Source organism: Nostoc sp. FACHB-133, assembly GCF_014698055.1.
Lineage (GTDB): Bacteria > Cyanobacteriota > Cyanobacteriia > Cyanobacteriales > Nostocaceae > Nostoc.
On sequence record NZ_JACJSH010000005.1, the window covers coordinates 25,573 to 38,410 of the forward strand.

General features: G+C 41.3%; 12 protein-coding genes. 5 read left to right on the forward strand and 7 right to left on the reverse strand.

Features of this window, described 5'->3' with window-relative positions; translation table 11 throughout:
• The 4 genes from H6G86_RS05880 to H6G86_RS05895 all read right to left on the reverse strand — a co-directional run bounded on the left by H6G86_RS05880 (nt 1) and on the right by H6G86_RS05895 (nt 3,756).
• Nucleotides 1-144 carry a hypothetical protein gene (locus tag H6G86_RS05880; RefSeq protein ID WP_190933543.1) on the reverse strand — a complete coding sequence of 48 codons (144 nt, stop codon included), beginning with the start codon at nt 142-144 and terminating at the stop codon, nt 1-3.
• Nucleotides 145-164: 20 nt separating this feature from the next.
• Nucleotides 165-1,550, reverse strand: coding sequence for an ATP-grasp domain-containing protein (locus H6G86_RS05885; RefSeq protein ID WP_190933544.1), 1,386 nt, complete (start codon nt 1,548-1,550; stop codon nt 165-167).
• Between the two features lie 135 nt (nt 1,551-1,685).
• Nucleotides 1,686-2,519 (reverse strand): O-methyltransferase, encoded by an 834-nt coding sequence (locus tag H6G86_RS05890; protein ID WP_190933545.1) that lies wholly within the window; start codon nt 2,517-2,519, stop codon nt 1,686-1,688.
• A 4-nt stretch (nt 2,520-2,523) separates the two neighbouring features.
• Nucleotides 2,524-3,756, reverse strand: a complete 1,233-nt coding sequence (locus H6G86_RS05895; protein WP_012411849.1) for a sedoheptulose 7-phosphate cyclase — start codon at nt 3,754-3,756, stop codon at nt 2,524-2,526.
• A gap of 926 nt (nt 3,757-4,682) precedes the next feature.
• Here H6G86_RS05895 and H6G86_RS05900 point away from each other — a divergent pair.
• The 4 genes from H6G86_RS05900 to H6G86_RS05915 all read left to right on the forward strand — a co-directional run bounded on the left by H6G86_RS05900 (nt 4,683) and on the right by H6G86_RS05915 (nt 8,355).
• Nucleotides 4,683-5,399 (forward strand): class I SAM-dependent methyltransferase, encoded by a 717-nt coding sequence (locus H6G86_RS05900; RefSeq protein WP_190933546.1) that lies wholly within the window; start codon nt 4,683-4,685, stop codon nt 5,397-5,399.
• Nucleotides 5,400-5,813: 414 nt separating this feature from the next.
• Entirely contained in the window at nt 5,814-6,893 is a 1,080-nt protein-coding gene (locus H6G86_RS05905) for a M4 family metallopeptidase (protein ID WP_190933547.1), read from the forward strand.
• A gap of 175 nt (nt 6,894-7,068) precedes the next feature.
• Nucleotides 7,069-7,368 carry a protealysin inhibitor emfourin gene (locus tag H6G86_RS05910; RefSeq protein ID WP_190933548.1) on the forward strand — a complete coding sequence of 100 codons (300 nt, stop codon included), beginning with the start codon at nt 7,069-7,071 and terminating at the stop codon, nt 7,366-7,368.
• Nucleotides 7,369-7,452: 84 nt separating this feature from the next.
• Nucleotides 7,453-8,355 carry a DUF4437 domain-containing protein gene (locus H6G86_RS05915; RefSeq protein ID WP_313930566.1) on the forward strand — a complete coding sequence of 301 codons (903 nt, stop codon included), beginning with the start codon at nt 7,453-7,455 and terminating at the stop codon, nt 8,353-8,355.
• A 30-nt stretch (nt 8,356-8,385) separates the two neighbouring features.
• Here the strand turns inward: H6G86_RS05915 and H6G86_RS05920 are convergent, their stop codons facing one another.
• Nucleotides 8,386-9,870: an amidohydrolase family protein gene (locus H6G86_RS05920; RefSeq protein WP_190933549.1), complete on the reverse strand. Its 1,485-nt coding sequence runs from the start codon at nt 9,868-9,870 to the stop codon at nt 8,386-8,388.
• Between the two features lie 119 nt (nt 9,871-9,989).
• On the opposite strand from H6G86_RS05920, the gene H6G86_RS05925 reads away from it, so the two are divergent.
• Nucleotides 9,990-10,784, forward strand: a complete 795-nt coding sequence (locus H6G86_RS05925; RefSeq protein ID WP_190933669.1) for an aspartyl/asparaginyl beta-hydroxylase domain-containing protein — start codon at nt 9,990-9,992, stop codon at nt 10,782-10,784.
• A 47-nt stretch (nt 10,785-10,831) separates the two neighbouring features.
• On the opposite strand, the gene H6G86_RS05930 is transcribed toward H6G86_RS05925, so the two are convergent.
• Entirely contained in the window at nt 10,832-11,575 is a 744-nt protein-coding gene (locus H6G86_RS05930) for a maleate cis-trans isomerase family protein (protein ID WP_190933550.1), read from the reverse strand.
• A 172-nt stretch (nt 11,576-11,747) separates the two neighbouring features.
• Nucleotides 11,748-12,662 (reverse strand): DUF4437 domain-containing protein, encoded by a 915-nt coding sequence (locus H6G86_RS05935; RefSeq protein WP_190933551.1) that lies wholly within the window; start codon nt 12,660-12,662, stop codon nt 11,748-11,750.
• Between the last annotated feature and the right edge of the window lie 176 nt (nt 12,663-12,838).

Here is a 12,838-nt window from a genome sequence, read left to right on the forward strand (position 1 = left end):
TTAAAAAGATAAACGGTGTAAGCCTGCACTCATAAAAGTATAAATAATTACTTCTATTTTAGAGTGCAGGAGGCGATCGCAGAAAAAATCAAGAGCATGGACAAGCTTTTCGCTATTCATGCTCAACAGGTTTACAAATGCCATTTTTGCTTCTTACGAATCACTCAGTCGCCCCCTAATTCCACGAGTTTACCGATATTAAAATCGATTTTTACCCAACCTTTGAGTCGTTGCAAATTTTGTAGCAAAAGTAAAGTAATCTGCCAATGGTGCAAAGTTAAAAATGGTATCGGATCATCCAGGCGATAAATGGCATCTGTACCTCTGACTAATCTCCCAAACCAAGTTTGCAATTGTTGCCCAGAGCGAATCCCAGTCAATCGCCAGATTTCGTGATATATCCAGTAAGTGGGCTTGCTATCTGCAAGAGGTTCCAAAGGTGCAGCTAGAGGAGTTTTACCAAGATAGGCTTCTGCAACACCTGGGTGATTGTAGAACATTGTGATCGCCGAATGGGTGCGAGGATTACATTCAATGGCATAAGCTGTACCATCTTCAGCTTGGATAAAGTCAAGAGATATTTGTCCAGTCAGCCGCAAACTTTTGACAAAATGTTGTACCCATTCTTGAATTTGGGGATTTTCGACATTTTCATAGTTAATCTGAAATGCTGAAGAATTTGAGCAGCAATGCAACCTTAATTCACCGTCTCGGACTGTGCTATGGGTGCATAATTCTTTCCCAGGAATAAATTCTTGCATAATCCAAGGTTTTTCTGGGCTGATGGGTAAACTCTTGACAAACGCTGCTGTCTCTTCTGGGGTATCACAAGGAAGTTTGGTTAAATTTAAGCGGCGAACGGAGTCGTAAGAAATACTCTTAAGAATATATTTGCGCGTTTCTTTACTAAAATCGAAGTTGATAACTTGTTCAGGATCGGTAATTTTAAAAGATTTGGGGACTGATAAACCAAGCGATCGCGCCTGATCGGTAAAAGCAAATTTATCATCCAGCATCTTGGTTATATCAGCATCGAAGTGGAAAACCTCACAATATTCTGAGAGTGCAGACTTTGCCAAAGAGTCGTAATAACTAGCTACAGGGCTGCATACGGGTACATAAACGTCAATCTTCTCTCGTTTGACAATTGCCAATAGCGCCTGAGTATAGCCTTCTGGGTCGTCTTGTGGTGCAGGAACTGTATAAAAATGACTCACAGCATTTGAGAATCTATGCCCTGATAACCAGTATTTATGACCTTCAATCAGAATAACTCTATGTCCGGCTGCATGGAAGGAACGGGCAAGTTGTAATGCTTTGGTCATCTTGCCGCCACTAACCAAAATATTCTGGGGATGGGCGGCTACGGCAGGTTTTTTTGTAAACGGCCTACACATCAGAGATATCAAGACTATCAAAGCATTAAGCGGCAAGGCTATCAGCAGTAATGTTAGAGTCCCAATAGTCTTGAATAGAGCCACTATTTTTATCCTCACACCCTTTGATGGCGTTGTGGATTGAGGAAGAGATAAAGAGATTGATTGTGCCATAAATTATTTCATTGACAGTAGAATGCGGTTCTTTTGTAGGGACGCACATCTGTGCGTCCCTAGCGGATATTGCATCCAAAGGAGAACTGCTATAACAATTGCCTTTTTGTGATGCCTTGAATTGAGAAGCGTCTGTTATACCAAGCGTCTAATCAGGGTTATGCCATCTCGTATGGGTAACAGAACTTGCTCTACACGAGGGTCTGCGGCGACAATGCGGTTGAATTGAGCGATCGCTTCGCCATTGGCTGTACGCTGTTCTGATGGCAGGTAAACTTGTCCTTGCAACAAAGTATTATCTACACAGATTAATCCGTCGGGAGCTAGTAAATGGCTATCCAAGATAATTTGGAAGTATTCTATATACTCCTTTTTATCCGCATCAATGAAGATCAGATCAAAGGATTCTTTTTTAGCCGCCAGCTTGTGCAGGGTCTCTAGTGCAGGTGCTACTTCTACAAAAATCTTGCTGCCATGGGGAGACTCTTGAAAGCAAGTTTGAGCAAACTCGGCCACGTAAGAGTCTACTTCACAAGCAATCAGTCGCCCATCATCTGGTAACGCCTCTGCCATTGCCAAAGCTGAATATCCTGTGAACATTCCCACTTCTAGGATGCTTTTAGCCTTGGTGATATGCACAAACATCTTTAGTGTTTGTCCTTCAAGATGTCCTGAGAGCATTTCTTGCTCTAATTGACGCACTGTTTCACCATCACTGAAGCGTTTACTCCAGTCTTCAATGCTTGTCTTCTGCGCTAGTGCTGTCAATGCGGTCGATTCAGGGGTAGTGCAATCATCCAGATAGGGATCTAAACCTGCTGCTAATTGCAACCCTTGGCGCAGAGAGGTCAGTATCTCTGAAGGAATATTACTTTCCTCTGCCATTCTGAGGGTTTTTTGTAGCTGTGCTACCAGAATGCTATGTGGCGTTATCGGTTTTGCGGTATCTCGTCCTAAAATACTGGTCATGTTTTCACACTCCCAATAGTTTGGATTCTTCTTGAGTTTCTATGTAAGCGTCAATGCCATCTCCGCCACGAGGGTATGTAGCACACAGACGTTTATGTTCAGCTAAAGCTGCATCTAGTTCTTCACGGGTGAAATCGTTGACAAAGAAGCACTCACCAATGGGTTTAGGCATAGCTGCGCGTTGTTTCCCGTCTCGCGTCAAGCTAATAGATTGGGTAGCATACCAGAGCAAATCGCCATCTAGTAGAGGATGATCGATTGATAAACCTATACGACTCATCAAGCTCAAAATGCGATCGCGTTCTCCTGATGTAATGTAGCCACGTCTTGCCGCAATGGTTGCAGACAAAGCCATATCTATATTGACGGCATGACCGTGAAACAACGGTATCATCGGAGCTAATTCTAGAGTCGGACTCCAAGTGTGACCATAGGCAATGACGCGATCGAGGTCTAACTCATGCAAGTTTGGAGTCTCCAACTCCAGCATAGTTTTTATTGCCTCGTAATTGAGTTTATGTGCGATCGCTTTCAGTTCCTTTGTGCCATTCACATATCCAAAGTGAGTGGAAAGCAACTCTTCGCCATACTCATACAACAATTCAAAGACTTCAGAGTTCGCCACAACAGCAATTTTGACCAACTCTGCCATCCCATTACGAACTTGAGCCGTTGGTAATGTTTGCAAGAAGGAGAAATCGAGGATAACTTTCAAAGGAGCATGATATGCACCCAAGCGATTTTTTAACTTGCGGTGGTTGACTGCAACCTTAATCGCCACACCTGCATCAATCAAACCAATCAGCGTTGTCGGAACCCGAATATAGTTACTCTTACGACGGTAAGCAGCGCACGCAAACCCAGCTACATCAGTGGTTAATCCACCACCCACTACTAACACTGGTTCCTTGCGGATTAAACCAAAGTCAGAAAAAGCATCAACAATTTTCTCAAAGGTTGCAAGGGTTTTTGTAGGCTCAGTAATCACAATGGGAACTACGGTCAGATCAATACCATAGTGTCTAAAATATGACTTGATTTGCTTGCCATATAATCTGTTGACATTGGCATCAATTACAGTCAGACAACGGCCAAACTTCTCATAGCTGTCTGCAATTTCTCTGTTACTGATATCAAATGCACCATTGACATAGACAAGACTAAACTCAATTTTTTCGTAACCTTCCACGCGAAATTCAGCTTCTGTTGCTTCAAACGATGCTTGAACATTACTCATTATTATTGACCTTGATAGAACTGAAAAATTTGTGAAAATTCAGACAATATTTGAGGTTTACCCTGATGTATGGCAATAACAAATTACGCTCATGAATGCCAAAACTTTTAGGCATTCTAAAGCCAGCTTTTACTAGAAAAGCTTATTATTATTACCGAGCGATGCCACTAAATAGCACCGTTATTGATCTAAATTCTGTAAGCTAACCTCTAATTTAAGGTTGCCCCAAGACTAATCAACTAGTCCCATTAAAAATTTATCGTCATAACGCTTGCGCTCTTTTGGGATTGTTGACCTGAATTCAGCAAGTTAAGCTTAAATTTAGATTAACTTTACTATTAACTCTGCTATATCTATCTATAGATATAGAGGTTTGACAACTGTTTTAATTCGCAAAATTTCTAAGAGAGAAAACTGTATAAATAGTTTATCTCCAGGCTTCCATTTAAGATTACAGCCCTGATTAACCTTCAGTTCGCTGTTTTTTAGCATTAGTCTCGAACCTTTTATCGCTAAACTTGCTACGCTCTGCTTTACTCAGAGTGCCAGTGGACTTCTAGTTTATTTTAGTTAACTTTCTGTTCAGTATTTAATATACCAACGTCAGTAACTTTTGAAAACCCAAAATTTTAATTAATCAGAGTTACTAATTACACATATCAGTCTAACTCAATACATGAGTCATTTTATATTTACAAATCTTAAAAAAGAGTTAAATTGGCTTTTTCGTTCAAAATTATAGGATTTCAGCTTAAATTAAGAGATGACTTTCTGTTTAATAACATAAAAAGTGATATGTGTATTCTACCAAAAGTATATAAAGTCAATATTTTTTATACTAAAAAGTTAATTCTACCGATGTAGTATATACCTCAGTAATGATGGATGATTAATATTAATGAGTGTGTATATTCGTTTTAATCCCTATGCAACAGTTATTTCCCGGAGAGGTATTCGCCAGCACTGCTGATTTTGACATTGGTATTCGCCAACTGATACCCAGATACGATGAGATGTTGGAGGTAATTAGCCGTTGTCTACCTTCCACAAGTCTGCGGATATTAGAATTAGGTTGTGGTACAGGCGAACTTAGTCTCAAAATACTCAAACGCTTTCCAAATGCCCAAGTAATTGCTCTAGATTACTCACCTCGAATGTTACAATTTGCCCAAGATAAAATCACAGCATCTGGATATCAAAAACGTTGGGTTGGTACACAAGCAGACTTTGGTGATTGGGCAAATAATCCAGAAAAATTAGATATTGGTAGCGAATTTGATGCCTGTGTCTCATCCTTGGCAATCCATCATCTCCAGGATGAGATGAAATTAAAGTTATTTAGCCGAATTGCTGCTAGCCTCACTCAAGATGGCTGTTTTTGGAATGGAGACCCAATTTTACCGGAATCATCAGCCTTAGCAGAAGTTTATCAGGCTGCACGAGAAGAATGGTCAGTTGAACAGGGAACTAATTTAACAGAGATTCGTGCAAAGCTTGGTGCGAGCAGCACTCAAGGCTACTCTAGTCAAGACCAGCTAGCTAGCTTAGATGCTCATTTACAGATGTTGAGCAAAGCTGGATTTAAAACAGTTGCAGTACCTTGGAAATATTATGGTCTGGCGGTGTTAGGTGGCGGGCTATGAAAATTTTGGGTTTTGGATACTGGATTTGGAATTTACCTGTCCCTAATCGATATTTATAGGATTAGCAGACTTATGGTAACAAAACAGTAATAAATAACATTATTTCCCTTGATTAGAACTAATATATAGACGCTTTAGGTCTGTAAAGGAGGTCTTGCTAACTCACGCAAAGATTTTGGCTGAGACTTACGGTATCTAAGCTGTCCTTGTGTTTTGATGCAATATTTCCACATCAGAAGTACCCATGAGGGTACTATCAATCCTCTACAGACCTATCCGAAAATACAGAGTAGAAAATTTTCTTCAGAAAAGAAACCAGGGACACGCAATTTGGATTCGTTTTTCTGCTCCTTTCTCCAGTGGGGTTAAAGCCACTGTTTGCCATCACTTAGTTTTAAAAGGAGAATATCTTGGATGGCTCGAAATAAAAAGAAATCAGCCGGGTTTAAGTATGAGCATCCACTTGTGTCTAGATGCCCGATTTGTTGTATTATCCCGCCCCATATACTGGAACATGTCGTTGTAAATGGCAATCCTCAACAGCGTAATTGGGCTTTTCGTACATTAAATGTTTCGGCACAATTTCGCGGACGGAGAGATGTCATAGGTACTGTCTCATTTGCACCTTCTCCGGGTGAAAAGCGCCGTACCATCTACGATGCAAAATATGGTCAGCAACTTCCTGGTACATTAGTGCGCGGTGAAGGCGATCCTCCCAGCAGTGATGTAGCAGTGAATGAAGCCTATGATGGTGCTGGTGCTACTTATGACCTGTTTTATGAGATATTCGATCGCAATTCCATTGACGATAAAGGTCTACGTTTAGACTCCACCGTGCATTACGGCGTTAAATATGACAATGCCTTTTGGAACGGCGACCAGATGGTTTATGGCGATGGCGACGGAGAACTGTTTCAACGCTTCACCAAGTCAATTGATGTAATTGGGCATGAGCTAACTCATGGTATAACCCAGTATGAAGCAGGTTTACAGTACTATGGCGAACCAGGGGCACTCAATGAATCGTTTTCTGATGTCTTCGGTTCCCTGGTGAAACAAAAGATCAAAAATCAGACAGCACAAGAGGCAGATTGGCTCATTGGCGAAGGTCTTTTAGTACCAACTGTTAAAGGCGTTGCCCTGCGATCGATGAAAGCACCGGGAACAGCTTATGACGATCCAGTATTGGGTAAAGATCCTCAACCAGCCCATGTAAAAGATAAATATACTGGTACTGATGATAACGGTGGCGTGCATATCAACTCAGGAATCCCTAACCATGCGTTTTATTTAGCAGCTGTTGAAATTGGTGGCTATGCTTGGGAAAAAGCAGGCAAAATCTGGTATCTAGCTTTACGCGATCGCTTGAAAGCCAAAGCAGATTTTAAAAAAGCTGCCAACGTCACAATTCAAATTGCTGGCGAACTCTACGGTAATGGTAGTGATGAGCAAAAAGCTGTACAGAACGCTTGGCAAAAGGTAGGAGTTATCTAGGAGTTATGAGTGTTGAGTGAGGAGTCAGGAATAAATAGTCAATACCTTCCACTCCCTCACTCAACACTCAGGACTGATAAATCTGTTGTGTATTGTTGCTAAAGTAGGGTGTGAGAACTATCGTCTCCCATTTTAAGTATTTATCCCAACTAAATAACACAACGGAGAGCAAAAAATGCGGATATCCTTTGAACGCACAGGTGGCTTTGCTGGAATCAGCAAGAAGACAACCGTTGATACAGACACTCTCTCGCCAGATAAAGCTGCGACACTTCCCAGACTGGTGGAAGTTGCAGATTTATTTAGGCTACCTGAACTAATTACCTCGCCAAATCCCCAGAGCGATCGCTTTCAGTATAAGTTAACAGTGGAAGATAACGGTAAGCAGCATACAGTGACTGTCAGTGAAGCAGCATTGCCAGGAACTTTAAGACCACTGATTGAATGGCTGCAAACAATGTCACAAAAAAGGTAATTTGCTGAATTAGCAATTAAATTTTTAGATAAAAATCCAGTCAACGCCATCTAAAAATTGAATATCTCAGGAAAATGTAAAGTCGTGGGTGAAGAGAATATAAATTTTAATTCCGCAGAAGAAAACCAAACTGATGATTTTTTGCACGTAGCCTCTGTAAAAGAGGATTGGGGTGGAGACGGCAGAGGGCGCATGAATTTATCAGGAAGGCGTACAGCAATCTCGAAAGAGTATGTACCCCGCCAGTACCAGTATTTTGATACGAATACTGTATCAGAAGAACACGCATGGCGCGTCAGCGGAATGCCAGAGGATGTAGTCGCTGGAAACCGTCGATTAATTACTTGGCATGACAGTGGTGCATCAACGTCAAGAGTTGTAATTCCACGGCAATTTAAAGCACCGTCTGGCTTCTTTACTTCTGATTTGGAGATTTTCGTGCTTAGAGGTGCAATCCAGATAGGAGAGTGGCAGTTAAGCAAGCATGGCTACTCCTTTATTCCCGCAGGAGTGAGAGTAGGCCGTTGGAAAGTGCTAGGTGATGAGGAAGCGGAAATCCTCTGGATGGAAAACGGCTCTCTCAAGTATAAATATGCGCTAAACGATCATCCAGATGCTAGACTGCGTGACTTCATCCCAGCATTGGATAGCAAATTGCTACCATGGGGCAATACAGAAACAGTTCAATTTGTACAAGCAAATAAGAAGTGGCTAAGGAAGGATAGTAACGGGGGTGGAGTCTGGCTGCTTGCTATCTTGCCACATTATGATGGCAAGTCCCCAATGATTCAATGTTATAACGAGGAAGGGTATTGCCTAGCTGGATACTGTGATATTGGAGACTACCGATTTCTAAAGGATTACTTTGGCTATATCCCCAGCTTTACTACCTCTCCTTGGCACAGAACAGATGATGGTTGCTTATTCTTTATCCGCGTTGATAGAAATCTATTACAAGTTTCAACAGTATTATCATATCCACACTAATAAACATATAGTTTGTAAACAGCAAGGTTTCTATATGGACACTATAGAAGGTCTTTTCAAATAGCGCCCAATAGGTGAACCTAGAACCTCTCCATTGTTATAAATAAGATTTCCACGTAAAAAAGTACTCTTTACCCTTCCAATTAACTCTACACCTTCAAAAGGCGTATAACCTTGTTGTGACTCCGACTCAGCAGCACGTACCACAAAGCTTTCATTGGGGTCTACCAGCACCAAATCAGCATCATAACCAATAGCAATATCGCCTTTTTCTAACAACCCAAACCGCCGCGATGGGTTCCAAGATAGCAACTTAGCCATCTGGTTGTAAGACATTCCCCGCTTGCTACCTTCACTAAATACACCAGAAAGTAAATATTCTGTACCACCAAAACCAGACTTTGCCAACCAAATATTATTCGGATCTTTAGCACTTCTTTTCTGTTCAGCAGAACAGCAAGCATGGTCGCTAACTATCCAATCTACTTGATTGTTTAATACTGCTTGCCACAAGTATTCCACATCAGCGCGAGGACGGATAGGAGGGTTAACTTTTGCCCAAATACCATTAGGAGTATCGACATCTAATAGCAAATGTCCAACAGTAACTTCTCGCCGAAAATTGATATGGGGGAAAGCAGTTTGCATAGTCAAAGCTGCTTCCATTGCTTTACGCGAACTTAGGTGCAACAAATTGATATTTGCACAGTTAGTCTCGTTTGCTAAATAAGAAGCAATACAAATTGCTAAACCTTCTGAATGAGGCGGACGCGCTGCACTATAAGCGTGTAATCCGCTCAGACTAGAATCGTTTTCAACTATTTTGGTATAGGCATTGAGAATTTCTGCAACTTCACAGTGCAAACTCAAGCTGATAGTATCTCGCGCTTCTGGATGTTTTTCCATCAAGCGAGTTAGACCGCGCATAATAAATTCAAAATGTGCGAAGTCGTATCTTTCTTCTTTGTTAATCATCAAAAAGAGGTTTTGCTGGTCTGACAAACCATGCAACCCATATCCGCCATAAAACATGAAGATTTTAAACGAAGATATACCGTATTCCTCAAACAGTAAAGGTATTTCGTCGATATGCTGGCTAGCTATAGGTGCGATGTGATAGGCGTAATCTACAAAAAAATTACCTGCGGATAAAGCCAATACCTCTGGAAAAAAATCGCGGTAGGAGCCGCCTTTGTTGAGATAATACTGCCCTGTACGGATGTAATTTAAGCTGGTAGTTACGCCTCCCATTGCGGCTGCTTTGCTTTCGGTCAGAGCATCTTTATCAAGGGGTTGATAGATACCGACGTGCATGTGGGCATCCACGACTCCAGGAAAGCCTAGCAGGTTTTTGCCATCAAATACCTGTTTGCCTGTGTCTGCGCTAATATTAGAGGCAATCTGAGCAAATTTTCCATCCTTAATGCCTAAATCAAGTAGTTCGATTGCATCCTGATGAGGACGAACTACTCGCACATTTTTGATAATTTGATCTAATAGGGGAGTTTCAGACACAGTAGACCTCACACTAAAATGAGTTTAGTCAGGAATTCCAACATTGAATCTGGACGAAGACCAAATCCTATCATTATATATAACGGTTTTTTATGAAATCATCTTCAGGAGAAAAAACAATGGAAAGCTTTAATGAATATAATATAGACCCAAATCAATTTACTTTTCTCAAAATCTTTGAAGATAACTGGCAAGTGATTAGAGAAGAATTTAAACGCTTTATTAACCAGGCATCTGATGAAGAGCTAAAGTTAACTTACGATATTCTGGGGCCTAAAAGTAAAACGATTAAAACCAAGGGTAATGCAAAATACAGCGCTTTTGGTATTTTATTTCAAGGTCTTTTTATTGAACAATATATTCAAACTTATCAAATACAATATCCTGATTATGGGCCAGATGAGGCTTCAAAAAAAGCACTTTTATTAAGAGAGAAGTATTTTCCAAATTTAGCTAATTTGATAAAAAATGTGAATTTTATTGATGATGATATCATCAGAAACGTCTATTATGGTACATTCCATCCGGGATTAGATATTAAGCTGCATGTAAACTATAACCCTCATACAAATCGTGGGTATTTGGGATTAATAGTTCCAGAGGGAGATGTGGCTATGAAAATATGCCACGAGCAACTTTATTGGCATGAAGGAAAATTCCTGGTTTTAGATCATAGCTATCCCCACTGTCCACATAATTACACTAATTATGATAGAACTGTTTTGGTTGTAGACTTTTTTAAACCGGATAAGCCTAGAGATGAAGTGATCCGATTTGAGAAAGAGCAAGTCACACAACGGATGCAAGATAATCCTTACAGTTTAGGTGTTTTTGGTAAAAGCGATAAAGCTAAAGAAGAAGATTTTATCAAATATGGTTTAGCTCATCAGTTAGAGTGGGATAAAGCTTTATAAGCTTAATTATGATCTTCAAACTGCTTAGGAAGGATAATTCGCCATTTTCAAAATTCTCTCAAGAGTCTCCCATACCCGTACACTCGATCTTGGATGTTGTTATGTCGTAAGGCATACCACCAAATTGCCGCATTAATGGCAATAACCGGCTTTCCGAGCCACCGCTCCGCTTCGTCGGCAAGCTGGAGAATACTCAAATTGGTACCCATCTGCACGATCGCATCTACGTCATCACCATCAAGTTCTTGAAGATAGTTGCGAAGATCATTTTCGGAGACTTCAGCGATCGCTATTGCAGTAGGACAACGTAGTCCTTTCAACCGGACGACCTCTACCTCAATATCACTGAAGAAGCCGCATAATCTGTCGTCAGCTACAGCCTGATAAGGGGTGATGACGGCGATCTTGTTTACTTTGAACGCTTCGAGAGCCGCCTGACACGCCGAGCCACCCGCAGCCACTCCAAGACCAGTATAATCCTCAAGCCGTTTCACAAACGCTCTGTTCCCCTTAAGTCCTTCCCAAAAAGTCTCGGCACTCATTGCCATGATCAAGTAGTCGATACCAGCTGTCATCACACGATCAACCGCGAAGAAAATTTCGTTGTCGATCTGCTCTAGAATACGCACCATCTTTTCGTCACTACTCAAGTCCTGGTCGCGAATATGAATCCGGGACATGTGGGATGTAACACCTCGTACCGCCATTGCATGAAAATCTGGTTCGACGATCGTGTTTGTGCTGGGCGCAAGCACGCCAAATTTTTTGCGCCACCCTAACGCATCTGTCATTGTTGAATACCTGTGGATATCGCTTATGTCAAGGTATACCGACTATACATGAACTTGTCCCCAATTCTGATGTAACTTCTAGCAGATCCTTTATTGTCTAAAGGTTATTTTCACTTGTGGGATAAGTATATCGCGATCGCCTAATTACTTACCCTGCTTGCTGATTGTATTTTCAGGAGTGGGATTTGTTGCGATCGAGTGCAGCCTGGAGACGTGCCTGATCTTGTTGAGTAATATCTGGGTTATGCAGTATCCAATAACAGTCTAGGCGGTCATTCGTGCGAAACAAAAGTAATGCTCCGCTTTCTGTCCAGAACGGGCCGTGTGGAATGTGTGCTGGTCGCCAGTAATAGCCATCTTTGCACATTGCCGTATAGCGTCTATTAAAAGGATCATCGCTCATAGACCAATGTCCAAGCACATCTCCACTGATGACATAAGCCTCCTCAGTAGTAGGATGACCAGCATAAAAATTGCCTTCAGTCCACATCGGTACTAAGCCTAAAATCCACGTGGCGCGTCCGGTTTTTTTATTGGTATACAGGCTTTTACGTGCTGAACCAGGAGGTAAAAAGGTTGTGCTTTCCCATTTCATCGCGTGGAGTTCTTGCAAAGGAACATACTCAGTCATCCGTTCATGGGTCTGCATATTCACATGATATACAGAAGTTTCCGGGATTTGCTCAAGGCTTGCGTAGTCTTCTGTGATATAAGTGGGGGTAGCATTTGGCATCCACAAGATGATGGTGTCTTCTTCCGTTTTCCAAGGGCCAGTAGGTATGCCATCGGGGATGAAAGAGTAACTGAGATTGCGTAGTCTAAACCCACCTTGGCAAAGTGTGCCGGTTAACACAAAAATTTCCACATCAGTAGTAAAATGACCAATCGGTGCGCTCCAACCCTTTTTCAGGACGACTCGCTGTGTAGATTCACCTGTACTTTCGTTGACGGATAGAACCTGTGCAGTACCATGTTTACCAATAAAAAAGTTTTCTACATTAAAAGGCACTTGTGGAAAGTTAAGAACTGAGTTGAGTGATTCTTCAGTTTCTACATGTTTGCGCCCTGTAGAGATGTTATTGTTCATTTTAATACCTGTGTCTGGGTGGGGAAGATTAACATTATTATCGAGTGAATATGAGATTTTATGAATATATAGCAAAGGCAGGCGATCGCATCTTTTACCTGTTATACATGAACCAACACAGTTTCAAGGCATAGAATCAATACCCGAAGCTGTAGAATATCTCTTGCGTGGTCAGA

Excerpts from the sequence above, each read along its gene's own strand:
- H6G86_RS05880 (WP_190933543.1), bottom strand. The coding sequence starts at position 144 with ATGGCATTTGTAAACCTGTTGAGCATGAATAGCGAAAAGCTTGTCCAT.
- H6G86_RS05885 (WP_190933544.1), bottom strand. The coding sequence starts at position 1,550 with ATGGCACAATCAATCTCTTTATCTCTTCCTCAATCCACAACGCCATCA.
- H6G86_RS05890 (WP_190933545.1), bottom strand. The coding sequence starts at position 2,519 with ATGACCAGTATTTTAGGACGAGATACCGCAAAACCGATAACGCCACAT.
- H6G86_RS05895 (WP_012411849.1), bottom strand. The coding sequence starts at position 3,756 with ATGAGTAATGTTCAAGCATCGTTTGAAGCAACAGAAGCTGAATTTCGC.
- H6G86_RS05900 (WP_190933546.1), top strand. The coding sequence starts at position 4,683 with ATGCAACAGTTATTTCCCGGAGAGGTATTCGCCAGCACTGCTGATTTT.
- H6G86_RS05905 (WP_190933547.1), top strand. The coding sequence starts at position 5,814 with ATGGCTCGAAATAAAAAGAAATCAGCCGGGTTTAAGTATGAGCATCCA.
- H6G86_RS05910 (WP_190933548.1), top strand. The coding sequence starts at position 7,069 with ATGCGGATATCCTTTGAACGCACAGGTGGCTTTGCTGGAATCAGCAAG.
- H6G86_RS05925 (WP_190933669.1), top strand. The coding sequence starts at position 9,990 with ATGGAAAGCTTTAATGAATATAATATAGACCCAAATCAATTTACTTTT.
- H6G86_RS05930 (WP_190933550.1), bottom strand. The coding sequence starts at position 11,575 with ATGACAGATGCGTTAGGGTGGCGCAAAAAATTTGGCGTGCTTGCGCCC.
- H6G86_RS05935 (WP_190933551.1), bottom strand. The coding sequence starts at position 12,662 with ATGAACAATAACATCTCTACAGGGCGCAAACATGTAGAAACTGAAGAA.